Annotated in this window: 25 protein-coding genes; all 25 read right to left on the bottom strand. The window is 55.9% G+C overall.

The window, feature by feature from the left end; all coding sequences use genetic code 11:
* Nucleotides 1-8: 8 nt before the first annotated feature.
* Nucleotides 9-383 (bottom strand): diacylglycerol kinase family protein, encoded by a 375-nt coding sequence (locus tag KGZ66_03880; GenBank protein MBS3984730.1) that lies wholly within the window; start codon nt 381-383, stop codon nt 9-11.
* Nucleotides 380-838 carry an rRNA maturation RNase YbeY gene (gene ybeY / locus KGZ66_03885; GenBank protein MBS3984731.1) on the bottom strand — a complete coding sequence of 153 codons (459 nt, stop codon included), beginning with the start codon at nt 836-838 and terminating at the stop codon, nt 380-382. The genes KGZ66_03880 and ybeY overlap by 4 nt, the downstream gene beginning before the upstream one ends.
* Nucleotides 729-2,843 (bottom strand): HDIG domain-containing protein, encoded by a 2,115-nt coding sequence (locus KGZ66_03890; protein MBS3984732.1) that lies wholly within the window; start codon nt 2,841-2,843, stop codon nt 729-731. Before KGZ66_03890 ends, ybeY begins: the two co-directional genes overlap by 110 nt.
* Nucleotides 2,844-3,818: a PhoH family protein gene (locus KGZ66_03895; GenBank protein MBS3984733.1), complete on the bottom strand. Its 975-nt coding sequence runs from the start codon at nt 3,816-3,818 to the stop codon at nt 2,844-2,846.
* A 6-nt stretch (nt 3,819-3,824) separates the two neighbouring features.
* Nucleotides 3,825-4,967, bottom strand: coding sequence for a sporulation protein YqfD (locus KGZ66_03900; GenBank protein MBS3984734.1), 1,143 nt, complete (start codon nt 4,965-4,967; stop codon nt 3,825-3,827).
* Nucleotides 4,960-5,250 (bottom strand): hypothetical protein, encoded by a 291-nt coding sequence (locus tag KGZ66_03905; GenBank protein MBS3984735.1) that lies wholly within the window; start codon nt 5,248-5,250, stop codon nt 4,960-4,962. Before KGZ66_03905 ends, KGZ66_03900 begins: the two co-directional genes overlap by 8 nt.
* Nucleotides 5,251-5,462: 212 nt before the next feature.
* Nucleotides 5,463-5,639 carry a 30S ribosomal protein S21 gene (gene rpsU, locus KGZ66_03910; protein ID MBS3984736.1) on the bottom strand — a complete coding sequence of 59 codons (177 nt, stop codon included), beginning with the start codon at nt 5,637-5,639 and terminating at the stop codon, nt 5,463-5,465.
* Between the two features lie 99 nt (nt 5,640-5,738).
* Nucleotides 5,739-6,080: a histidine triad nucleotide-binding protein gene (locus tag KGZ66_03915; protein ID MBS3984737.1), complete on the bottom strand. Its 342-nt coding sequence runs from the start codon at nt 6,078-6,080 to the stop codon at nt 5,739-5,741.
* 10 nt (nt 6,081-6,090) lie between these two features.
* A complete protein-coding gene (gene mtaB / locus KGZ66_03920) occupies nt 6,091-7,422 on the bottom strand; it encodes a tRNA (N(6)-L-threonylcarbamoyladenosine(37)-C(2))-methylthiotransferase MtaB (protein ID MBS3984738.1) in 1,332 nt (443 codons plus the stop codon).
* Nucleotides 7,382-8,158, bottom strand: coding sequence for a 16S rRNA (uracil(1498)-N(3))-methyltransferase (locus KGZ66_03925; GenBank protein MBS3984739.1), 777 nt, complete (start codon nt 8,156-8,158; stop codon nt 7,382-7,384). Before KGZ66_03925 ends, mtaB begins: the two co-directional genes overlap by 41 nt.
* Nucleotides 8,158-9,099, bottom strand: a complete 942-nt coding sequence (prmA, locus tag KGZ66_03930; GenBank protein MBS3984740.1) for a 50S ribosomal protein L11 methyltransferase — start codon at nt 9,097-9,099, stop codon at nt 8,158-8,160. The genes KGZ66_03925 and prmA overlap by 1 nt, the downstream gene beginning before the upstream one ends.
* A 9-nt stretch (nt 9,100-9,108) precedes the next feature.
* Complete coding sequence (gene dnaJ, locus KGZ66_03935; protein ID MBS3984741.1) at nt 9,109-10,245, bottom strand: molecular chaperone DnaJ; 1,137 nt, start codon at nt 10,243-10,245, stop codon at nt 9,109-9,111.
* A gap of 35 nt (nt 10,246-10,280) precedes the next feature.
* Entirely contained in the window at nt 10,281-12,110 is a 1,830-nt protein-coding gene (gene dnaK / locus KGZ66_03940) for a molecular chaperone DnaK (GenBank protein MBS3984742.1), read from the bottom strand.
* Nucleotides 12,103-12,594 (bottom strand): nucleotide exchange factor GrpE, encoded by a 492-nt coding sequence (locus KGZ66_03945; protein ID MBS3984743.1) that lies wholly within the window; start codon nt 12,592-12,594, stop codon nt 12,103-12,105. Before KGZ66_03945 ends, dnaK begins: the two co-directional genes overlap by 8 nt.
* A gap of 20 nt (nt 12,595-12,614) precedes the next feature.
* Nucleotides 12,615-14,045: a TCP-1/cpn60 chaperonin family protein gene (locus KGZ66_03950; protein ID MBS3984744.1), complete on the bottom strand. Its 1,431-nt coding sequence runs from the start codon at nt 14,043-14,045 to the stop codon at nt 12,615-12,617.
* Nucleotides 14,046-14,173: 128 nt separating this feature from the next.
* Nucleotides 14,174-15,184, bottom strand: coding sequence for a heat-inducible transcription repressor HrcA (gene hrcA, locus KGZ66_03955; GenBank protein ID MBS3984745.1), 1,011 nt, complete (start codon nt 15,182-15,184; stop codon nt 14,174-14,176).
* A gap of 87 nt (nt 15,185-15,271) precedes the next feature.
* Nucleotides 15,272-16,420: a radical SAM family heme chaperone HemW gene (hemW, locus tag KGZ66_03960; protein ID MBS3984746.1), complete on the bottom strand. Its 1,149-nt coding sequence runs from the start codon at nt 16,418-16,420 to the stop codon at nt 15,272-15,274.
* A complete protein-coding gene (gene lepA, locus KGZ66_03965) occupies nt 16,417-18,213 on the bottom strand; it encodes a translation elongation factor 4 (GenBank protein MBS3984747.1) in 1,797 nt (598 codons plus the stop codon). The genes hemW and lepA overlap by 4 nt, the downstream gene beginning before the upstream one ends.
* Nucleotides 18,214-18,813: 600 nt before the next feature.
* The gene (locus KGZ66_03970) at nt 18,814-19,413 is read right to left on the bottom strand and encodes a hypothetical protein (protein ID MBS3984748.1); all 600 of its coding nucleotides are present in this window, start codon (nt 19,411-19,413) and stop codon (nt 18,814-18,816) included.
* A gap of 209 nt (nt 19,414-19,622) precedes the next feature.
* Nucleotides 19,623-20,030, bottom strand: coding sequence for a hypothetical protein (locus KGZ66_03975; GenBank protein MBS3984749.1), 408 nt, complete (start codon nt 20,028-20,030; stop codon nt 19,623-19,625).
* A 203-nt stretch (nt 20,031-20,233) separates the two neighbouring features.
* Nucleotides 20,234-20,689 carry a hypothetical protein gene (locus KGZ66_03980; protein MBS3984750.1) on the bottom strand — a complete coding sequence of 152 codons (456 nt, stop codon included), beginning with the start codon at nt 20,687-20,689 and terminating at the stop codon, nt 20,234-20,236.
* 24 nt (nt 20,690-20,713) lie between these two features.
* Complete coding sequence (locus KGZ66_03985; protein ID MBS3984751.1) at nt 20,714-20,863, bottom strand: hypothetical protein; 150 nt, start codon at nt 20,861-20,863, stop codon at nt 20,714-20,716.
* A 153-nt stretch (nt 20,864-21,016) separates the two neighbouring features.
* Nucleotides 21,017-21,349 (bottom strand): hypothetical protein, encoded by a 333-nt coding sequence (locus KGZ66_03990; GenBank protein ID MBS3984752.1) that lies wholly within the window; start codon nt 21,347-21,349, stop codon nt 21,017-21,019.
* A 349-nt stretch (nt 21,350-21,698) separates the two neighbouring features.
* Nucleotides 21,699-22,454 (bottom strand): DUF4367 domain-containing protein, encoded by a 756-nt coding sequence (locus KGZ66_03995; protein MBS3984753.1) that lies wholly within the window; start codon nt 22,452-22,454, stop codon nt 21,699-21,701.
* Nucleotides 22,417-22,599 carry a hypothetical protein gene (locus tag KGZ66_04000; protein MBS3984754.1) on the bottom strand — a complete coding sequence of 61 codons (183 nt, stop codon included), beginning with the start codon at nt 22,597-22,599 and terminating at the stop codon, nt 22,417-22,419. The genes KGZ66_03995 and KGZ66_04000 overlap by 38 nt, the downstream gene beginning before the upstream one ends.
* Nucleotides 22,600-22,768 lie beyond the last annotated feature (169 nt).

Genomic DNA, 22,768 nt, shown 5'->3' on the forward strand with positions numbered 1-22,768 from the left:
TCTCCTCCCTAGGCCCCAAAGAATGCAGACAATAGTTTAGGCAAAAGAACAAGCAGTCCTACCAAAGTAGCCACGACAGAAGCTACCAGCACACCGGCAGCGGCAAGATTCTTAGCCTGTGCGGCCAGTTCGTTTTCATGCGGCTCGGCAAGGTCGACTGCTCTTTCCACAGCCGAGTTTAGTAGCTCGAGCCCTATTACTGCCCCCGCCGCCAACAACAAGACTGCCCACTCCAAGGCGTTAAGCCCCACTACCAGGCTGACAGCGCATAAGAGCCCAAGCGCCGTAAAGTGTATGCGCATATTGCGCTCTTCCCTAAGCGCGGTCCTTAGCCCAACAGTTGCGTCACGAAAACTATCGCGCAGTGTATGTGGTCTCTTCACCTACGCCACCCAGCCTCGCTAAGTATGCTCTCGGTCAACTCGTGCATCTCGCCGCTGTTGTCAACATCGTGATCATATCCGGCGAGGTGGAGTAGCCCATGCACTAGGAGAAAGGCTACCTCGCGCTCTAGGCTGTGGCCAAACAGAGCGGCCTGAGCATGTGCTCGTTCGAGAGATATTACGATGTCACCAAGTAGTTTTGGCGCCCCAGGAGGAGTGGGGAGATCGTCCTCGTCGGCATTAGCAAAGGACAGCACGTCGGTAGGGGCATCCTTCCCACGAAAGGCTAAGTTTAGGCGCTGTATTTCTTCGTCATCGACAAAGGCCAAGCTCAGCTCTGTGTCTTTATCGAGTGAAAGCCTCGCCGCTACCTGTGTGGCTAGTTCCACCATTAGTTCGGGTAGGTGGGGCGGTAAGGGGAACCTGTCCTGGGCGTCCGTCCACAGCACCTGCATACGATAGACCTCCTTGTTGTCCCGGGTACTCTACTCGATGATGAAAGACGCTTGAAAGATGCCGCACGAACGCCGCAGCTATCTTGTCTAGCTCCCGCAGAGTGAGCTCGCTTTCGTCGAGCTGACCGGCATACAACCGCTCCCTAATCAACGACTGCACCCTCTCGGCCATTCTTTCAGGGGTGGGCATTTTCGTGGCTCGTACTGCAGCCTCGACCATGTCAGCTAGCATGACAATCGCCGACTCTTTAGTGCGCGGCCGCGGTCCGCTGTACATGTAGTTGCCTGCGTCTACTGACTCACCTTGTTCTTGTGCTTTCGCCAGAAAATACTGCACCATGGACGTGCCGTGATGCTCCTGTATAAAGTCAATCAGAACGGGCGGAATTTTATGCTCTCTGGCCAGTTGAACGCCATCCTTGACATGGTTGATGATCACCGAGGCGCTTAACTCAGGGGGATATTGATCGTGCGGATTATCCATCATTATCTGGTTCTCTATAAAAAAATATGGGCGCACAAGCTTCCCCACATCATGATAGTAGGCACCGGCTCTAGTTAAGAGCGCGTTCGCTCCTATTTCTAAGGCTGCAGCCTCCGCGAGACTTGCGACTATAGCGCTATGTTGGTAGGTGCCGGGGGCCTCAAACAAGAGTCTTTTCAATAGGGGTTGATGCGGATTAGAAAGCTCGACTAGTCTAATCGACGAAGTCACGCCAAATGAATGCTCAAGAAACGGCAGAACACCTATAGCAAGTACAACAGACAGCACCCCGCTACCAAAACCCCAGACGAGGTCAACCAGCACTTGCGGCCCAAGCCCCCCAAATAGCAGGCTAAGCGCAGCTATCGCCGCCATGTTGGCGAGCCCAACCGCTATGCCGCTGCGTGCAATGCCCGCGCGATGCTCTTGTGTAGAAACCGCGTACACGCCCACAGCTGTGCCTAGGAGTCCTACCATCAGGTAGCTTACATCATACCCGACAAGCCCGACCGCGAGCAGACTAAGGGCACTGCCCACGACAAGCCCCGCTCGCGCGTTAAGCAATACCGTCAGCAGAATGCTTGCCCCGGCAATAGGAAATAGATACCCTGAAAGGGTAGATAAGCCCAAGCCAATAAACAACGTGCCCAGATACACCACTGCGGCAAGTGTAAGCTCGCTAGTCGTGCGGCCTGCATGCCAGTAAGCGCGATAGAAGTAAAGTGTCGGCACCCCGACGGCGATAAGGGCAAACAGGAGACTACCCGAGATAACCCTCCACTCTAGAGTGCGGCGCAAAAGGCCGAGCGTCTGTAATAATATGATTTCACGCTCGGTTGCTATTTCTCCCTGCCCAATTACCTTTTCCCCAATCTGCAGCATTACCGGGGCCACCTCTGCTTTAGCTTCAATGCGCCTTCTCTCTGTCGCTGCTTCGTTGGGGCTCATATTAGGGAGCATGATGCCCCGAGCCAGTTCCGACAAGAGCACACGATATGGGGCTCGCAGCCCTGAGTTCTGCAAAACCGCCACCACCGCCGCGCGTGCGCTCTCAAGCCCGTCAACCTTAATCCCGAGTCGGTAGACAGGTCCAAGTGCCAGTCTGAATTCGGCGAGAAGTTGTTCCACACTCCCCGCATCCAGCGTCAAACCGGTCTGCACCGATGCTTCGGTAATGGCAAAAGTTACGCGTGCACGCACCATTTCCGCGCGTCTTGTCGCATCCGGTTCAGTCTCGGCAATCCGCACAAAAGAATTCAGTATTGCTTCAGCCTCTGCGCTCACACGATCGAGGACCGTCGGGTCTTGTTCGAACACCTCGGCGACTCCCTGCGCCGCTTGACGCCGCAGCAAAGCGGTGGTAAAGGCATCTTCGACCACCCGGGGCGCGCCAATATAACGCGGACTCGCTTGACCGACTTCAAGGTCTACCGCTTCAGGCACCAAAGTAAGGATCAGCAAGAGAGCCGTAACGGCGTACACAAGCAACAGCAGCAGTCCTCGCTGCCAGAAGTTTCTCATTTATCCACCTTCCTGCTTTGTGCTGACCTCGTAGGCTTGGATTATCTTTTGCACCAAAACGTGACGGATGACGTCCGTATGCGAGAGGAAGACGAAGGCTATGCCTTCGATACCGGTCAGCACTCGCTTGGCGTCCATTAACCCGGACACCTTGCTGCGCGGAAGATCTGCCTGGGTTAAGTCGCCGGTGACCACCGCCCGTGACCCAAACCCAAGACGGGTGAGAAACATCTTCATCTGTTCGGGCGTCGTGTTTTGAGCCTCGTCAAGGATGACATAGGCATCGTCAAGCGTGCGCCCACGCATGTAGGCAAGCGGCGCCACCTCGATAATGCCCTTTTCCATATGCTTAGCGAAAGTCTCCACGCCCATGATGTCGTACAGAGCGTCATAGAGAGGGCGCAAATACGGGTCAACCTTCTCTTGCAGGTCGCCCGGCAAAAACCCAAGACTCTCGCCTGCCTCGACAGCGGGACGCGTAAGTACCAGTCGACTGACCTCCCGTGCTTTTAACGCGGCCACCGCGTGGGCCATGGCCAGATAGGTCTTGCCGGTGCCCGCGGGCCCGATGCCAAACACAATGTCATGCGCGCGCAAGGCGTCTAAGTATCTTTTCTGTCCCGCGGTTTTGGGTCGAATCTGTTTGCCGCGCGTCGTCTGCACAATTACGTCAGTCGCGAGGGAGAAGTTGCGCACGGCTTGTCCTTCCCCCGCCAAGCGCAAAAGATACGTCACATCCCCGCGGCCTAAGTCACCGCCGCTGCGCAAAATCTCGAGCATCCCCTTGATGACCTGCTCTACCTTAAAGACGTGTTGTTCGGCCCCGGCAATGACCATTTCGTTATCCTTGCTGAAAAGCCGCACCGGGAAGGCTGCCTCGATAGCGCGCAAGTTCTCGTCATGCAAGCCAAATAGCTTGACCGCCTCGTTGTTGTCGCGAATAATGAGCTTAACTTCTTTCCCTTCGATTACCATGCCCTCCTATTGTTGCTGCGGCACGAACTGCGCAATGTCTTCGAGTGTCTCTGCAATGACGCGCACATAGACTACCGTCTTGTCTTCACTCCACCACACATCAGTCCTGCTATCGAGTATTGTAACCCCGCTGGGCAGACTCACTCGCAGCTTCTCCTGCGCAGCCAAAGTGGCCGCTGCCTCGGCCTCGCTCGCGCTTAGGGACCTATGTGAGCGAGTGACTTCGTGAAAGGTGACGGTGACATGTTCGACACCGGGCAGCAAATTCCTCTTTAGGGTAGTCGCCTCGTAGAGCGCAAATGGTAGCTGTGAAGGGCCCGCTACTTGAACTTCGCGTTCGCCTAGGCGCACATACTCCCGTACGGCGACGCGACCGGTCGTGTTCCGGACGACCTGCGTAGTCTCCATCGAACCGACAGCCTCATACCACACTCGCGCTTCAACCAGTCCACTGGCATGCCCTCCTTGGGCCGTCGCGCCACTGAGCAAAAGCTGTCCTCTGGCCACAGTATCACCGGCTGCCGCTCTTACTTCGCCGCTAAAGGCAATAATGCGGGTAATCACGCCGGCGCGAGCGGCCACCACATCTCCAGGCAAACGGAGGATGGGTGGTATCACAGCGCGGTCGACTAGCTGTATGATCGCTACGCTACCTTTAAGGCGCACGCCAGCCCAAGCTAGTTCCGGAAACTCCCGCAGAATAGCGGTCGCAATTCGCTCCGAATCAACCTCACGTCGCCATGTCCCGATATCAAGGCCGGCCTCGCGCACAACCGGAAGGATATCTGCGGCTGCGACCTTCTGACTCCCCTCCACCTCGACTCGCCAGACCATGCTTGTCAAAAGCCACAGCAGACCCGCAAAGAAAATCGCACCTAAGGAGAAAAACAGACGCCGCCGAGCCTTCTGCAGCAAGAAGGGGACCCCCCTGCGACTTAGTACTTCTATTTGGCAACGGTATTTGCGCGCGGGCTTACGCATTGACAGAAACCCCGGCACGGACGAGTAAAGCAGCACGTGGCCACCCTGTTGCCTGACGCTCCACAGCGGTATTCCAGCACGAGCGCATTCGCTAAGAAATGCGGCCCGGTTCTGCCCTGTTAGTCTAAGCAAGAGAAACCCAGTGCAGTAGTTCGTAAGCCTATTCATGCGCACTGACACTCTCAAAAACTAATGCGAAAACCCTGCCGTTCACGGCAATCTCTCCGGACTGAATATTGCGCAGCGACAGATTTTCGCCCGTGATGCGCAGCACCCTGTGCGCTAGTTCGATAACTAATTCTGTATCACTAAAATGTAGTACGCCACGCGTGTTTTCTATGCTGACCTCCTCACACCCGACGATGGTGACGCGCGGCAAGTCCATATATACATCTTGAGGCAGGTCCAAGACTGACCCAAACAAGCGACCAAGCGGCGGCACGTCAATCACCCCCTCCTAGTACACTATGAGCGAAACCCAGCGCGCATAACACGAAGCAAAAGGACGCAAAAAGGCGCTGCCGCGGCAACGCCCTGAAGCAAAAGGGACGGAGCCTTTTGCTTCGCAATTTACAGGAAGAACCGTCCCTTTTGTTTTGCTTTGTTTTCACGTATAAAGGCGTTGCCGCGGCAACGCCTTTGTGGGCCTATCTTAAGAGGGAGTTAGGAGAACTTGCGCTTGCGCGCTGCTTCGGATTTTTTCTTCCTGCGCACACTAGGCTTTTCATAATGCTCGCGCTTACGCACTTCCGAAAGCACGCCCGACCGTTGGCACTGACGCTTAAACCGCTTCAGCGCTTGGTCAAGACTCTCGTCTTTGCGAATCTTAACTTCTGACATTAAATTTCCCTCCCTCCGCCACTAACAACTGCTCGGAGAAGTCTCGGACTTTAATACCATGCCCTAAGTATTATAGCACAGCAAGGGGTAGTGTCAACTCTAACCCGGCGGCCAGGCCATGCGCCTCCCGGCAATCAGATGAAAATGCAGGTGGTCAACCGTCTGCCCCCCGTCCTTGCCGGCGTTGCTGACGACGCGGAAGCCGCCCTCCTCCAGACCTTCCTGCCGCACGATGCTACCGATAGCACGAAAAATGTGGTCGCCAAGCCCAAGTTCGCAAACTTCGGGCCTATCGACGCGCGCCACGTGCGCCTTCGGGATAACTAAAATATGTACGGGAGCGACGGGGTTTACGTCGTGAAAAGCACATACATGCTCATCCTCGTACACAAAGCGCGCGGGAATATCTCGCGTTACAATTCGACAGAAGACACAAGACATATAACTCACCTCATTTCTTTGCTCTAGTTATATTCTGTGGCGGGAAAATAACTCCTGCTGCCCATACGCCTTCGCTTGTGGCCGCAGCGATTTGCCTGGTAACGATATCTCCTATAGCACCAGCATCTGCCGGTAGATACGCCTTAACATACGATGACGTATATCCCTCGCATACTTCGCCGCCACAAGACTCCAAAAGTACTGCGGCCTCTTGTCCGACTAGGGAGAGGTTAAACTTGTGGGCCTCGCGTAACGACAGCTCCTGCAGTAAGTTCGCTCGCTTGGCCTTAACGGCTGCCGCCACCTGCCGCGGCATGGAGGCGGCTGGTGTCCCTTCCCGCCGGGAGTAGCGAAAGACGTGTAGACGCGAGAAGCCCACTTCGGAAACAAGCGCTACGGTCTCGCCAAACTCGGCGTCACTCTCCCCCGGGAAACCTACCATTACGTCGGTCGTAATGCCGATGCTTGGCGATGCGGTACGCAAAGCGGCGACAACGCCCAGATATTGTTCGGCAGTGTACTGCCTTCCCATGCGACTAAGCACGCTGTTGCTGCCGCTTTGTAACGGCAGGTGAATGTGCGCACAGAGTTTTTCATTGCTTGCGAACTGCGCTAGCAACGGCGCGTTAACATCGTTAGGTTCCACCGACCCTAAGCGCAGGCGCTTAAGGCCTGCCACGCCGGAAAGCTCGGCAATTAGGTCGGCAAGGCTCGGCAACTCCGGTAGGTCACGCCCATAGGCCCCAAGATGTATGCCGCTTAAGACCACCTCGCCATACCCCTGCGCCACCAAACCGCGCGCCTGCTTTACGACTGCCGCAGGCGAAAGCGAACGTTCGCGGCCGCGCGCATAGGGAATAATGCAGTAGGCGCAGAACTGCTCGCACCCGTCCTGTACTTTGAGCGTAGCCCGCACGCGCGAGGAGCTAAAGACGTCCGAAATCACTTCAAAAGGAGTGTCACCAGACCAAGGAGTAACCATAGTAACCGCGCCGCCTTTACCCTCGAGCAACTCGGTTACGAGCTCCACGATCTTAGCTTTATCGTTGCTGCCCACCAAAAGGTCGACGCCTGCCCCGGTGGCCTTCTCTAGCGACACCTGCGGAAAGCAACCGGCCAGAACAACTATGGCTTCACCGCAGCGCCGCTTCTGACGCCGTGCCAGGCTGAGTGACTTGCGCTCCGCCTCACCCGTGACCGCACATGAATTAATGACATACACGTCGGCAGGCTCTGTAAAAGGCACTTCGCAAAAACCCGCCGCCTGAAAGCGGGCTGCCAGCGCGCCGGTCTCCTGTTGGTTAACCTTGCACCCGAGGGTGTGAAATCCGACCGTCGTCATTTCGACCTCCCACATCGCCAAGCTCATACATCACCGCACTGACAAGGGTTAGTGCCGCCGTTTCGGTTCTGAGAATCCGCGGCCCGAGCGTGACAGGTACGAAACCGGCAGCTTCTGCCGCCTCTACCTCGTCTCGCGACAAGCCTCCCTCCGGTCCAACCAAGCAGGCTACGCTGTCTAGGTTCTGGTTTTCCCCGGCACGCCGTAAGACTTCCTTCAGCCCACTGCCCGCCACCTCGTAGGCAACAAGCTTTAGGCTCGCCTGCACTTCGCCTATCGCCCCTGTAAACTCCGCCGGTTGGCTTATCTCTGGTACGACGGCACGGCCGCTCTGTTTGGCTGCCTCTGCGGCAATCGTTCGCCAACGCTCTACACGCGCAGCAACTTTACCGGAAGGAACGTGAGCTAAAGAGCGGCTGCACGTCACAGGCAATACTCGCGCAACTCCTAGCTCTACTGCCTTCTGGATAATTAACTCGAGTTTGTCCCCTTTAGGGAATCCCTGCAACAAAGTCACCTTGAGCTTAGCCTCAGGGCTAACAAGCTGCGCCGTAAGTCTAACGGTAACTGCACGTGTGCTCGCCTCGATAATTTCGGCACGCAAGACTTGGCCTGCATGCACAACTTCAATAGCATCACCTACACGGTGGCGATGCACCGCGAATAAGTGATGCGCTTCCTTGCCGTCTATAGTTCCCCTCTCGCCTTGGCGGGTGCTAAGAAAAAAGCGGGGCACTACGCTTCAGCGCCCTTAGCCACGAGCGCTACCCATTCGCCCTCGGCCCTTACTTCGGCCATACTGAGGCCCTGTCGCACGAGCTCGTCTTCTACCACGGCCAGTTTCTCCCGGATGATACCGGACACAATCAGCACCCCGCCCGCCGCAAGGTGACCCGGAACATCCGGCAGCGCTTCTATAATGATTTTCGCGGTGAGATTAGCGACTATCACGTCAAAGCGACCCTCTACGCGCGAGAACAACGAGCTCTCTACTACCTCTATTACATCGGCCAACCCATTTTGCCGGACGTTCTCCTCTGCCACGGCGACGGCAATAGGGTCATAATCGGCAGCCACTACGCTACCTGCGCCAAGCTGCGCCGCCGCAAGTGAAAGTATCCCCGAGCCACATCCAAGGTCAAGCACGCGGCGCCCTGCGAGCCCTTGTTTTTCTAAGAGCGCGAGACACATCACGGTTGTCGGGTGGGTGCCGGTGCCAAAGGCCATGCCGGGGTCGATTTCCACGACAACTTCGTGCGGCGCCAGTTCTACGTCTTCCCACGTGGGTTTGACGACTAGCCTTTCCCCAATCCGTAGCGGCTTAAAATATGCTTTCCAGGCAGTAGCCCAATCTTCTTCTTGCACTTCTGACAGCACAACCTCGGCACGTCCCGGGTCTAGCCCACACTCAACCAAGGTGGCCAAGGATGAGTGTAGACCCTCCACTAAGCCCGGCGCGTTCTTACCGATAGGAAGGTAAGCCGTCACGCGCACTTCTTCGAGGGGAATATTCGGCTCGGGGCGCTCCGCGTAGTCTTCGTCGTCAAGCGCACCGTGCCAAAGCTCGCTGTCCTCGACAATGACCCCGGTCGCACCACGGCAATACAGCATGTCGGCCACAGCCTCTTTGGCCTCTTGCGACGTGACGATTATAATCTCCAGCCACTTGGTGTTCATCTTGCTCACCTATCGCAAGGCATCCCGTACGCGCCCAAAGAAGCCCTTATCATCATCTAGGTCTTCTCCTAAGGCTTGTGCGAGTTGCTTTAGTAAATCGCGCTCTTTCGCGCCAAGTTTCTTAGGAGTATCGACAATCACGGTTACGATTACGTCGCCTTTGTATACGCTACCGAGTTTGGCAATTCCCTTCCCCTTAATGCGCTGCACGGCGCCGCTTTGCGTGCCGGGGGAAATGTCTAATTCGACAGTCTCATCCTCAATTAGCGTAACCTTCGCCTTGCCGCCTAAGGCGGCTTTTGGGAAAGAAATATGCAGGTCTACCAGCAGGTCGGCCCCGCTCCGTTTAAACACTGGGTGAGGCTTAACCCGCATTACCACAAACAAGTCCCCCGCCGGCCCGCCGCGCAGGCCTGCCTCGCCCTCACCGCTCATGCGCAGGCGCGTGCCGGTGTCTACACCCGCAGGGACGCGTACGGTGACTTTACGGCGCTTGCGTACTAAGCCTTTACCGCCGCACGTCGTGCAGGGTGAAGGAATGACTTTGCCTGTGCCATGACAGCGTTCACAAGTGCGAACGCTACTGATACGGCCAAGAATCGTGTTTTGGATAAAGCTAGTCTGACCGGTGCCCTTGCACACGGAACACGTTTCTACTTTGGTGCCGGGTTTTGCTCCGCTTCCCTTGCAGGTATCGCAGGACTCGGTGCGCGGCACTTCGATTTCTACTTCTTTGCCGAGGGCGGCCTCGACAAACTCCAGTTCCATTTCATACTGCAAGTCGACACCGCGCTCGGGGCCGGACCGCTGACGCCGTCCGCCCCCGCCAAACATCATATCGAATATGTCCTCGACACCACCGAACCCACCGAAGTCACCGCTAAATCCACCAAAGCCACCCGGCCCCCCGCCTTGAGCCTGCTCAAAAGCGCCATGCCCAAATCGGTCGTACTTAGCGCGCTTGTCGTTATCGCTTAAGACTTCGTACGCTTCGGTAATCTCCTTAAACTTGTCGGCAGCAGATGCATCGCCTGGGTTAACGTCAGGGTGGTATTGCCGGGCGAGTTTGCGATAGGCCTTCTTTATGTCACCTTCATCGGCCGAGCGCTCTACACCCAGCACCTCATAGTAGTCACGTTTAGCCATGACTCTGAATCACCCCTCGCGTTTTAACCTTAGCGCTACTTCTTATCGACGTCGTAGTCGGCGTCAAACGTCTGTCCATCAGACGGACCGTGGCTTTGCTCGCTGCTCGCCTGCTCGCCGTGCTGTCCTGCGCCGGCTTGGTTGTAGAGCAGGGTGGATAGCTCGTTCATCAGCGCGGTTAGTTTTTCGCTTGCCGCTGTGATTTTCGCTAAGTCATTAGTCGCAATAGCTGCGCGCGCTTCACTTACAGCTTCTTTGACGGCCTCGGCTTTGTCGGCAGGAGCTTTGTCGCCTAGGTCTTTGAGCAGTTTTTCGGCCGCGTAAGAGGACTGCTCGGCAGAATTCTTGGCCTCGACCAGTTCTTTGCGTTTGGCGTCCTCAGCGGCGTACTTCTCGGCATCCTTCACCATGCGCTCGATTTCCTGCTCGGAAAGCCCGGTTGACGACGTAATGGTGATGCGCTGCTCTTTACCGGTGGCCATGTCCTTGGCTTTTACGTTAACTATACCGTTGACGTCTATGTCAAAGGCGACCTCTATTTTGGGGATACCGCGCGGAGCCGGGGGAATGCCGTCAAGGTTGAATCGCCCGAGCGTGACGTTGTCCTGCGCCATGGAGCGCTCGCCCTGCAGAACGTGAATCTCAACTGTGGTTTGGCTGTCTGCGGCGGTGGAGAAAATCTGGCTCTTGGAAGTAGGAATAGTGGTGTTACGCTCAATTAAGCGCGTCATCACCCCTCCAAGTGTCTCAATCCCTAAGGACAGCGGCGTTACATCTAAGAGCACAACGTCTTTTACATCGCCCGACAGCACGCCCCCTTGAATAGCGGCACCTAGTGCGACCACCTCGTCGGGGTTAACTCCCTTGTGTGGCTCTTTGCCGATGATGCGGCGCACGGCCTCCTGTACGGCGGGAATACGCGTCGAACCGCCTACCAGTATTACCTTGTCGATCTGCGACGGTTCTAGCCCAGAGTCTTGTAGCGCCCGCCGTGTCGGGCCCATGGTCAGCTCGACGAGGTCGGCCGTCAGTTCGTCGAACTTTGCCCGCGTCAAGGTAATGTCTAAGTGCTTCGGACCTTCTGCGTCCATGGTGATAAAGGGCAGGTTAATGTTTGTCTGCTGCAAAGTGGAAAGCTCAATCTTGGCTTTCTCGGCGGCTTCGCGCAGGCGCTGCATGGCCATTTTGTCTTTACTAAGGTCGATGCCGGTGTCACGCTTAAACTCCTTAATCAAGTGTTCCTGCACGCGCTGGTCAAAATCGTCGCCGCCGAGCCTGTTGTTGCCGGAGGTAGCCTTCACTTGGAAAAGCCCGTCGCCTAACTCCAGAATTGAGACGTCGAACGTACCGCCGCCAAGGTCAAACACCAAAATGGTGTGATCTTGACCTTTGTCTAAGCCGTAGGCAAGCGCTGCGGCAGTCGGCTCATTGATTATCCTAAGCACTTCTAGCCCGGCGATGGCGCCTGCGTCCTTTGTGGCTTGACGCTGGCTGTCCGTAAAATACGCGGGCACGGTGATAATGGCCTTGTCAATGGTCGTGCCGAGATAGGCTTCTGCGTCCTGTTTGAGCTTGCGCAAAATCATGGACGAGATTTCCTGCGGCGTATACTCCTTCTTATCGATGCGCACTTTGTGGTTCGTGCCCATATGGCGCTTAATCGACGCCACGGTGCGGTCGGGGTTACTAATCGCCTGGCGCTTGGCAATGGTCCCCACAAGCAGCTCCCCTGTCTTGGAGAAACCTACCACAGACGGCGTCAAACGCCCGCCCTCGGTATTAGGAATGATAACCGGCTCGCCACCTTCCAGATAGGCTACCACTGAGTTTGTGGTGCCAAGGTCAATCCCGATAATCTTACTCATCACTGCACCCTCCCACTGAAACTTTTACTTTGCTCGGTCTTATGACTCTACCCTTAAAGACATATCCGCGCTCCAGCACGGCGGTAATTGTGTTTTCCGGCTCAGGCGACTCGACGTCCTGCATGAGCGCCTCGTGATACTGCGGGTCAAACATGCCTGCCGCCGCGATTGGTTCGAGCCCTAGCTTGGTCAGTACATCCTCGAACTGCCTGCTTACCAGCACTACGCCTTGCCCCCACGTGGAGTCAGGCAGCGTCGCGACAGCCCGCTCGAGGTTATCTACCACCGGCAGTAGCCTCGCTAGGCAATCGGCTACGGCGACATTCCAGATCTCTTCCTTTTCGCGCTGCATCCGGCGGCGCATGTTTTCCATGTCGGCATGCAGGCGCAAAACGCGTGCCTCGGCCTCGGCCAGTTTGTTCTTAAGGCTTTCTAGCTCATTACCGACCTCTGACTCTACGGCGTCCTTTACTGTCTCTTCCATCTGTCCACCACCTTCTCGCTCTAACCCTCAGTGTCCGTCATCTTAATAATCGTATCAATGCGGAGGATAGCCTCGGCGACTTCGCCCGCCGCTTTGACGGCATGTAATTTAACTAGTGTCGGGGCAACCACGCCAAGTGCTAGCATATCGGCCGCCTCACCCGTATCGCAGTTGATGCCCACTGCGTCGCTGTCAGAGGCGAGTTGCAGAGCTGCCACCTCTTCCACCTTCTCTAATGGGTTAAAGCCCGCGTTTTGGACAATCTGCGCAAGCGGCCGCCGCAACGCCGCACTGACACAATCCAGACCGTAGGCCGCCATGCCCTTAACAGTATCGCGCGCACGTTCCACATCCTTAGCCAAGGCGATTTCCACCGCACCGCCGCCGGGGACATACCCCCCGCGCACCGCGGCCTGCACGGCCGAGGCCGCATCTCGGGCTATGCGCAGTCTTTCGCCTACCACTTCGGCAGTGGCAGCCCCAACCGCTATGGTCGCCATCGGCTTACCGCTGCCTCCTAAGATACGCACCTGCCGCAAGCTCTCGTCCTCGAAGCACTCGCTCGCTTCGCCCAAACAACGGACAAGCTCCTCGCCGGCTTTGCGCAGTGCGGTGCGTTTTATCGCCCTAGCCCCGGTGTGCTCGCAGACTTGTCGCAGTTCGTTTGCGGGAACGCGACAGATTACCAGCACCCCTGCATCAGTTAGCATTTCCTCGGCTATATCGTGCATACCACGTTCAACGAGGCAGACTGTAACGCCTAGGCCGATAATCTTTCGTATGTACGTTTGAAAATCTGCCTGCAGCTCAAGGTACTTCTTAAACCCAGACTCGGTAGCTAACGCCTCGTCTTCGACTGCCTCGGGTTCGAGAGCATCGTCAAGCACCAAGATGCGCGCGTTCCTAACACCTGCGGGCACTTGTCGGTTTTTGCGTCCTTTGCTGACGATAACGCCCATAAAGACTTCGTTGGCGATGCCTTCCTCGGCGCGAATAGTGTCAGCTAGCCTAAATGACCGCTCCTTAAGCTTATCTTGGCCAATGAGCTGTGCCGCACGCACTACCAGCGCAGCAATGTCTGCATGAGCCCGCCCAGATATGTAGGCCACTCGCTCGAGCAGAGGCGAATCGGACGCATCCATGGGGCGTGAGCGGCGAGCAAGCCCCTCTAAGGCGCACTTAATCCCGCTACGCATACCCTCTATAACACGGGCTACCGGTACGCCCCGCACCACTTGGTTGACGCCTTCGGCTATAAGTGTGCTCGCCATTAAAGTAGCGGTGGTAGTGCCGTCGCCAATCTCTTCCTGCTGCGCTTTGGCCACCTTGATGAGCATGCGTGCCGCAGGATGGTTGACCTGCATCTTCTCTAGGATTGTCACACCCGCGTTAGTGACCACGACCTCGCCAAAGCGGTCGACGAGCATCGTGTCAAGCCCCTTTGGCCCCATCGTCCCGGCCACGGCTGCGGCAATCGCAGCTATGGCGGCGCTGTTGGTCAAAAGAGCGGCGTTTCTTTGCTCGCCTTCAGGATTTCTCACCTGCGCAGTCAATATTCCCTTCCCCCTCAGGCCCGCGCTTACGCCTGGCTAACTAGTTTGGTTACGTAGTTTAAGAGCGCAATAACGCGCGCGTATTCCATCCGCGTCGGCCCTAGCACACTGATGTGGCCGGTCTGCCCCCCGCTAAGCTGATAGGTAGCCGTAATCAGCGAGCAGTCACGCAGCGCCTCGACAGCGTTCTCTGACCCTATGCTGACGGAGGCGCTAGCACCTCGAACCGACGTCACCAGGCGCAACACTAGCTCATGTTCATCTAGCACGCGCATAATGGCGCGGAGTTTGGCAATGTCCCTAAACTCGGGTTGGTTCATGATGTTGGTCGCCCCGCCCAAGACAACGCGTTCGCCGTCGCTGCGACTCAGCCCGGCAATAAGCGAGTCCATGGCTTGCTCTACCGCCTGCGCACCGGCGTGAAACCGGCCCGCATAAGCCTCGAAGTTCATGGCCTTGAGCCTGCCGAGCGATGTGCCGCCGTAGTGGTAGTTAACGTAGTTGCAGAACGCCAGGAGGTCGTACATAGTAAGGCCGGGCGGCAGCGCAAGCACTTCGTTAGCAACCATGCCGGTGTCTAAGACGAGCATAAGCACGGCCCTGCTTTCGTCTAGCGGAATTGCCTGCATGAGTCTCAGGCAGGCTAACTGCTGCTCTGGGCCGACGACGATGGAAGTGTAATTAGTAAGGGACGAGACGAGGCGGGCCAGAGCGTCAAGCATAGTCTGCTGTCCGCGCAATATGCCGCCAAGTTGACGCTTGACAATCTCTGCGTCAACAGCAGTCAACACAGGCAGTTCTTCTATGGCGTCTACATAGAACCTGTAACCCCGCTCAGAGGGGATGCGTCCGGCCGAAGTGTGTGGTTGAGCCAGAAAGCCAAGTTCTTCGAGGTCGGCCATTTCGTTGCGAATGGTAGCAGGGCTGACGCCTAAAGCGTGCCGCTTGGCAATAGTCCTCGACCCGATAGGCTCTGCGGTCTGAATGTAGTCCTGCACAATCGCAAACAGGACCTGTCGCTTACGCGCATCTAACATCTCATACACCGCCCTTCTGCGTTAGCACTCGTCGGTGCTGAGTGCTAACACTTACAGCACAAAAATACCATCGCGTCGGTGCGGTTGTCAAGTGGGGAAGGAATCAAGAAACTGCATCTGGATTTGACTCGCCAGTGGAAACCCGGCGGCGGTTAGTCGCACAGAGCGCGTGGTCACTTCAAGCATTCCCTGCCGGACAAAGCGCGCGATTACCGGGCTGTAGACCTCGACAGGGTCGCACCCAAACCGTGCCGCAAACCTCTCCCTACTGACCCCTTCCTGTAACATACGCAGGCCAAGCATCATCGTTTCACCCATTTGCCGTGCTACAGGCAAATGCTCGCAGTAGTGGACGGGGAGACGCCCGCGCCCTAACGTGTGCGCATAATCGTCTAGGTTCGGCACGTTGCTTAGGCGTCGGCCTGCTATGTAGCTCGCGGCCCCCGGCCCAAGGCCGATATACTCTTCGTTTCGCCAGTAGATGGTGTTATGCGCGCTCTCGTAACCGGCGCGCGCAAAATTGCTTAGCTCATAGTGTAAAAAGCCCTGCGCGAGTAGGTACTCCCGCCCGGCCAGCATCATATCTGCGACCGCATCGTCGGTAGGCAGCGCCACCTGCCCGCTGGCCACTTGACCGGCGAGGGGAGTATTAGGTTCCACCTGCAGAGAATAGACCGACACGTGCGGCGCACCTGTATTCACGATGGTCTCTAGCGTTTCTAGGTACTCGCCTGTAGTCTGCCCAGGCAACCCATACATGGCGTCGACACTAAAGTTGCCGAAGCCTGCCGCCTGGGACTCCCTCACTAAGCGAAAAAAGTCCTCGCAGGTGTGGCTTCGCCCAAGGGCCATGAGCCGCGTTGGTGTAGCCGACTGCAAACCGATACTTAGACGGGTAACTCCTAGGGCTGCAAGTGCGCGCAAATAATCTAGGTCGGCCGTCGCCGGGTTAACTTCAAACGTTACTTCACAATCTGGCGACTGCGTGAAAAAGCGGCCGCACTCCCCGAGGATATTCGCCACTTGCGTGAGTGACAAACAGCTCGGTGTGCCTCCGCCAAAATAGACGGTTTGAACAGGCCCTCCCCACAACTCGCCTTTTAGCCTTATCTCTTGCACAACCGCCTCTAGGTACTTGGCAGCGACATCCGCTGCCAGCGGCAAGGAGTAAAAGTCGCAGTACAGGCACTTAGAAACACACAGAGGGACGTGGAGATAGAGGCCGCGGCTTATCACTCGTCTACCTTCAGAATGGCCATAAACGCCTCCTGTGGAATCTCTACGCTGCCAACCTGCTTCATGCGCTTCTTGCCCTCTTTTTGCTTTTCTAGGAGCTTGCGCTTGCGCGTAATGTCGCCGCCGTAGCACTTGGCGAGTACGTCCTTGCGCATGGCCTTAACCGTTTCCCGGGCAATTATTTTCGCACCGACGGCCGCTTGGATAGGGATATCAAACATCTGGCGTGGAATAATCTTGCGCAGCTTCTCCGTGAGGCCACGGCCCTTTTGTTGCGCTCTATCCGCGTGCACAATGCACGAGAGCGCGTCGACAGGCTCGCCATTAAGCAGCACATCGAGCTTGACGAGGTCGGCCTCGCGGTAGCCAATCACCTCATAATCTAGCGAAGCGTAGCCGCGCGAGCGCGACTTTAGCTGATCAAAGTAGTCGTAAAGTATTTCTGAGAGCGGCAGTTCGTAGGTAATGACGACACGGGTGGTGTCTAGGTACTCCATGTTCTTAAAGGTGCCACGGCGGTCTTGGCAAAGTTCCATCATCGTGCCGATATACTCCTCCGGCACAATAATCGAGGCTTTAACATACGGCTCGTACATCGTCTCGATTTTATTGCTCGGCGGCAGGCGAGCCGGGTTGTCGATAAAGAGCTCCTCGCCGGACGTTGTCACGATGCGGTAGAGGGTGTTCGGCGCGGTAGTGACTAGGTCGAGTTCGTACTCGCGCTCGAGCCGCTCCTGAATCACTTCCATATGCAATAACCCCAAGAAGCCACAGCGAAAGCCAAAGCCTAGCGCCTCAGATGTCTCGGGCTCATAAATAAGCGATGAGTCATTTAGCTTAAGCTTGTCTAGCGCGTCGCGCAACTCGTCGTACTGGTTGTTTTCGCTTGGGTAGAGCCCGCAAAATACCATGGGCGTAATCTTGCGGTACCCGGGGAGCGCTTCTAGTGCCGGGTTAGCAGCGCCGGTAATGGTATCGCCCACGCGGGTGTCTTTTACGTTCTTAATGCCGGCAATGCAGTAGCCTACCATGCCGGGCGTCAGCGCGGGGACAGGCAGGCGGGGTGGCGTGAACACGCCCACGTCGTCTACCTCGTGCTCGCGCTCAGTCGCCATCATGCGGATTTTTTGCCCGCGCGTCATCGACCCGTTAACTACCCGCACGTAACTCACGACGCCGCGGTAGGAATCGTAGTGTGAATCGAAAATTAGCGCCTGCAGCGGGGCGTTAACATCGCCTTGGGGAGGCGGGACTTCGCGAACAATGGCTTCCAGAATCTCGTCAATCCCTATCCCCTCTTTAGCCGAGCAAAGAATGGCGTTGTCGGTAGGCAAGCCAATCACGTCTTCTATTTCGCGCCGTACCCTTTCCGGGTCGGCAGACGGGAGGTCTATCTTGTTAATTACCGGGATGATAGTCAGATTGCTGTCGAGCGCTAGATAAACATTGGCTAGTGTCTGCGCCTCAATCCCCTGCACAGCGTCAACCACTAACAGCGCTCCCTCGCAGGCGGCGAGCGAGCGGGAAACTTCATAGGAGAAGTCCACATGCCCCGGCGTATCAATTAAGTTAAGGATATACTCGGCGCCGTCTTTGGCACGGTAAATAAGCCGCACTGCCTGCAGCTTAATCGTAATTCCCCGCTCGCGCTCGAGGTCCATGCTGTCGAGCACTTGCTCCTGCATTTCGCGCTCGGACATGGTGCCCGTGGCCTCAATTAGTCGGTCAGCAAGGGTGGACTTCCCATGGTCAATGTGGGCAATGATACAGAAATTGCGTATGCGCTCCTGCAATTTGTTTCTCCTCACGCAACAAAATAACGCGCACGCCTGCGCTCTGCAGTATTATACCACATTGCGGCAGGACATGCGCGCGAGAGTGGAGAACGGAGGGCTGTTGGCTCCTGGCTGCTGGCTGCTGGAAGAGGAAGGTGCCCAGTGCCTAGTGCTCAGTGCCCAGTAGAGCGGTATCGCAGCGGTGCCGGTTTCCCTTTACCCTTTTACCTTGTACCCTTCCACCCTTCTTCTCACAGCGAGCTGACGGGGTGCCCACCGCGCTGTAGGGACGTGCGTTCGCACGTCCGCGGACGTGCCGCAGCCTCCTCGGCATTTCTTTCACCATCCATTCTTTGTCCTTTAAATGATAAATGTGGCAATAACTCTATGGAGCAACAAATTCGTCGATAGCCCTAACGCTTTCGGCTATTGTTAACACTATGTCTCTACCTATAGCATACTGAATCGACACAGATGATACCGGCATAGCGCTTGCGCCTCCTGCGGCCAAGGCTCGATGCGGCAAGGAGACAAAGAACAACGCGCATAGTACTACAGCTAGAAACCGTTTCCCTAGCAACCTAAGAACCTCCCCACCTTTGTATTCCTATGTTCCACCTAATCGATCCAATCGATAATCAGTGCCAGCTCAGCCGTAGCTGTGGCAACCACAATTATCGGAGTTAAAACTAGGGCTAGGGCTGACCGCAGTCGGCCAATACTAGAGAGCCTGACGTAGATTACACCAGACGCCAACCAAGGAGCTGCTGCGAAGACCACCCATACAAAGTAGCTCATGTCTTGGAGATAGCTCATGTTTGTGAGTCCTTCCCACAGAGAGCCAAGCAGCAGAGGGAAGAACTGGAATGGATCAAGGCCGAGCCTTGCGATATCAGCGGGAAGCAGGCGCGAGTGGAGACCACTAGTAATCACCACAGGCGAAAAGACGAGACAAATCTTAAGAAACGCTTGGCTAAAGCTTAGTTGCTGTCCTTCTTTAGCATGCAGATGCTTGTCAAGGGCGGCCAGAACTGCGACGGCCAGTATTGAGCTCGCAGCGACAATAGACGCCACCAGCCATACCGGAACGAAAGAGCCAATCTCCAACTGGCGCGCCACTGCAGGGTAGATGCTCAACCAGCGAGTGGTTACTAAAACCGCCAGCACGGTGCCTGCCAGAAGCAATTTTACACAACCTCTGATTCGCTTGTTTGACATCTCACACACTCCCCACATTTGCCGACTTCATCTGCTTACTGCAGTCTCGTTCTGATAATACTCGTATCAGATAAATGACACTCAGAGTGCGTGACTACCCCCATGCGCGTCATCGCTGTTTCAGCCACGCATAATGACCAATAGCTCACGGCTTCTTTGTCCGCGAGTTGCCGCGGGTGAAATGGCACATCTTAGGTAGGGGCAATGACCTACGTGCCGCCAGTGTCAGCGCTGCGCATCGCAGCCAGAATCGCTTGTTTTTCGGCAGCTGTTTGCAGCGAACGAATCATAGCTACTACATCTTCAGGCTGGGACGGCGTGAAAATAACTGGGCGCGCGTCTTCAAGCAACAATATGACCGCATGCTCATAGAGATGACTTGCCACCAAGTCAACGTAGCCAAACTCTCTACTGGCATAAATACCAACGTGGTATTGCGGCGAGCCGATTACCCCTAGTCTCCAGCTAAGTGACGAAATGTCCGTAAACACAGCCGCCAGCTTGATTTTCGCATAAGGAATAGTGCGGCGCCGCAGAGCAGATTGCAGGTAAACACCATCTTCGCGCAACTCATACTTAATATGGGCTGGCCAATAGGGAGAAGATACTGCAAGCACAAACAAAGATGTCCACGCAAAGAACCTAAATGAAAACAGGGGGGCTCTGCGTGCGGAGAAAAGCTCAGATAGTACCAGTAAGAACGCGACTCCATAGACAACGTTCCTAGGCAAGTCCCTCTTGATTGCCCGAAGGTGCCCTTTGAACCCCGTGGAGCGAAGGGAGCATGAGGGTAGAGTGGTGGGGGAGCAAGACAGTAACACTATGGGAGCGGGAATGCGCGTAGCCATATATCGCGGTCACCCTTAGGGAAATATAAGCGTATACCTGCATGCTCCACCCTCCCGTCCTTCAGATCTGCAACTAGCGTACCGCCTCCTGACACGGGTCCATCAGGGTTTGCCCTCCATTTGGGATTCCAGAGCGTAAAAGAATATACATTCTTCTGATTTAGGATGTTCCCCGCAAGATTGAACTGCTCAGTGTGCAACACGTGTTCTCCTATAGTGAACCTAACCCTGCCGTACACAAACTGGAAAGGGAATGTTATTGCATGTCCTTCCATTTTCAGGGTCTGCCCATCTAGTGGCTCGTATTCTGCGGATTCAAGTCTGAGGGTGAAATCCAGTGTGGAGCTGTTTGCTGATAGGAACCATAGAGTGAGGGCGCTCACCATCAATAGCAGAACGCCCGCCACTAGGAACGCTCTCCTTGTCATGCTACTGCACCTTCTCTCCTATCCCTAATATTGTACTGATTCATGCGTCCCGATTCTCCTCACTCTTTGGGCAACCGGCAGCGGCATCTTGTTCATCTCCATTTTGAGGGTCAAGCGTGCGAATGCGGCAATCAAAGACGCCAGGCCTCTTCCCGGAGACTGGATGTCGAGCATTGTGTTCACCTCCTTTAGGACAAACAACCTTCGTTCGCGTCCGTAAATCACCCCAGGGGGTGGGAGTTTAGCGAGGCGGCGGATACACTGGGCGAATCGGGTCACACCAGTTTGGGGTCACCATATGAGGTAAGGATTTGCGTTTTGTGCCGATCATAGACCTTTGTTTCTAATCACTGCGCGCAGCCACAGAAGCCGCAAATGCACAACTATAACGCCGTCTTCAGACGCAGTCTCTATTTTTCCGGGCTGGCGGCTTAGCCTGAACAGGATTTCTCTCCGGCCGCCAACAAAGTCTTCTCCGACGACAGGGCGCGCATTTATAGCTGCCAAGTCAACGCTAGCCGGTCTTGCAGATGCAATGCCAGCGTTAGTGACTACCCAAATGTCATCCGCTTGCAGTGCGCTGTGGAAGTACTCTCGATTGTAAGTATGACTGTGCGGAATAGTTGGCACCCAAGAGGACGACAACCAGAGCCACGACACCAACGGCGGCTACTTTACGCCAGGCATACATTTTACGTGGGCGTGCCATGTTTTCCCTCCTTGAACTGATGTGTGGCTAGAAGAAATGCAACGCCTTCGAAAGCGCTCTTGTGCTTGGCCTCCCTCCCCCTTGTCGCTTTTCGGGATACGCGGGCCCCTAATGCGGGGGGCGAGAAGCTAGCGGGTGCGTGGTCAACGCCTTAGGCGAAGCGGTTTGTCTACATTAATAAGACAAATAAGGCGAGGCGTTTCTTTGCAGTGCGAGACCAAGCGCACCGCGGCTGTGCGTCCCCGTAAATATAAAGGGCAGCTCTCATACCCCGTGCCCCGACCTATATGATGCCGCGGCTTATTCGACAAATTTTACTCCCCGGGCCATTCTAATGGCAGTATCCACAGTGGTTTGGGTTTTGAGCATAAACATGCGCTCGCCTATGCTCCAAATGACGGTGACCATGTTGTTCTTAACTACGAGTGTGCCTGCGTGACCGTTGATGCTTATCTCCAGAAAGCGAGTGGCATTCTCGGTATCAACGACTAGATTGCTTGCTGCGTCCATTTCGGTGTAGACGATAAAGGTCTTGGTGCGATGGTTTTCAAACACGATTCGCTTTAAGCCGTCATTTACGGCAAAGGAGTTAACCTCATAGCCTTGTGGCACATACGTGGGAACGTAATCATTGCTTAAGTTAAGCGCTATGGTGCTGTGGTGAAACTGGCTGCCGTCAACCCGCCTTAGCTGGAAGGAAGTGTACTCCGGTTGCACGCTCATCCATAGGTTCATGACGCGTACCCTAAAGGCTGAAACGGTGGTCATAGCGGTGACAAATACCGCCGTGGCTGCTAAGAGCGATATCGCGGTAGTACGTGCGGCAGACAGCGCAGCCTTTTGCCAAGCGGCTTGGCGTTGCCTTCTCTGCCGTTTGTCTAGTGCCTTGCCAAACCGTTTCAGTTCGAGTTCGGACGGCGCATGTGCGGGGGAATGGCCTGCGTCGTCTAGCTCCTCTAGCAGCGCCCTGCCCTCCTGTTCGGCCGCATCGTGCAAGAGCACTTTGAACAAGGCATGTTCATACTCTGCCTGCAGCTTCGCCCTTGTGCTCGTCATCCTTGTTTTCCTCCTTTTTAGCGGTAAGTCTCTTTACGGCTCTACGCGCTCGCGTCAGCGCTTGCCTGACGCCGGCGGGGGAGATGTTGTACACCGCCGCGATCTGTGCGTCATCTAGGTCTAGTGCATATTTGAAGTAGAGCAAGTCTTTCTGGCGTTCCGGTGTTACTGCTAACGCAATTTGTCCCGCAGCAGACGGCGTAAGTTGACCGAGGATTGCCGTGAAGCGTGGCCGAAACTACTGGTTCGGGTGGCCACTGCTAGAGTTAGGCATATCGGGGGCTTTGCCCCCGAACCCCCAAGGTTTACCGCTT

The organism is Selenomonadales bacterium, from assembly GCA_018335585.1.
Classification (GTDB): domain Bacteria; phylum Bacillota; class UBA994; order UBA994; family UBA994; genus UBA994.

Coding starts and splice junctions, on each gene's coding strand:
- ybeY (MBS3984731.1), bottom strand. CDS start 838: ATGCAGGTGCTGTGGACGGACGCCCAGGACAGGTTCCCCTTACCGCCC.
- KGZ66_03890 (MBS3984732.1), bottom strand. CDS start 2,843: ATGAGAAACTTCTGGCAGCGAGGACTGCTGCTGTTGCTTGTGTACGCC.
- KGZ66_03895 (MBS3984733.1), bottom strand. CDS start 3,818: ATGGTAATCGAAGGGAAAGAAGTTAAGCTCATTATTCGCGACAACAAC.
- KGZ66_03900 (MBS3984734.1), bottom strand. CDS start 4,967: ATGAATAGGCTTACGAACTACTGCACTGGGTTTCTCTTGCTTAGACTA.
- rpsU (MBS3984736.1), bottom strand. CDS start 5,639: ATGTCAGAAGTTAAGATTCGCAAAGACGAGAGTCTTGACCAAGCGCTG.
- KGZ66_03915 (MBS3984737.1), bottom strand. CDS start 6,080: ATGTCTTGTGTCTTCTGTCGAATTGTAACGCGAGATATTCCCGCGCGC.
- mtaB (MBS3984738.1), bottom strand. CDS start 7,422: ATGACGACGGTCGGATTTCACACCCTCGGGTGCAAGGTTAACCAACAG.
- prmA (MBS3984740.1), bottom strand. CDS start 9,099: ATGAACACCAAGTGGCTGGAGATTATAATCGTCACGTCGCAAGAGGCC.
- dnaJ (MBS3984741.1), bottom strand. CDS start 10,245: ATGGCTAAACGTGACTACTATGAGGTGCTGGGTGTAGAGCGCTCGGCC.
- dnaK (MBS3984742.1), bottom strand. CDS start 12,110: ATGAGTAAGATTATCGGGATTGACCTTGGCACCACAAACTCAGTGGTA.
- KGZ66_03945 (MBS3984743.1), bottom strand. CDS start 12,594: ATGGAAGAGACAGTAAAGGACGCCGTAGAGTCAGAGGTCGGTAATGAG.
- KGZ66_03950 (MBS3984744.1), bottom strand. CDS start 14,045: ATGGGGCCAAAGGGGCTTGACACGATGCTCGTCGACCGCTTTGGCGAG.
- hrcA (MBS3984745.1), bottom strand. CDS start 15,184: ATGTTAGATGCGCGTAAGCGACAGGTCCTGTTTGCGATTGTGCAGGAC.
- KGZ66_03970 (MBS3984748.1), bottom strand. CDS start 19,413: ATGTCAAACAAGCGAATCAGAGGTTGTGTAAAATTGCTTCTGGCAGGC.
- KGZ66_03980 (MBS3984750.1), bottom strand. CDS start 20,689: ATGACAAGGAGAGCGTTCCTAGTGGCGGGCGTTCTGCTATTGATGGTG.
- KGZ66_03985 (MBS3984751.1), bottom strand. CDS start 20,863: ATGCTCGACATCCAGTCTCCGGGAAGAGGCCTGGCGTCTTTGATTGCC.
- KGZ66_03995 (MBS3984753.1), bottom strand. CDS start 22,454: ATGACGAGCACAAGGGCGAAGCTGCAGGCAGAGTATGAACATGCCTTG.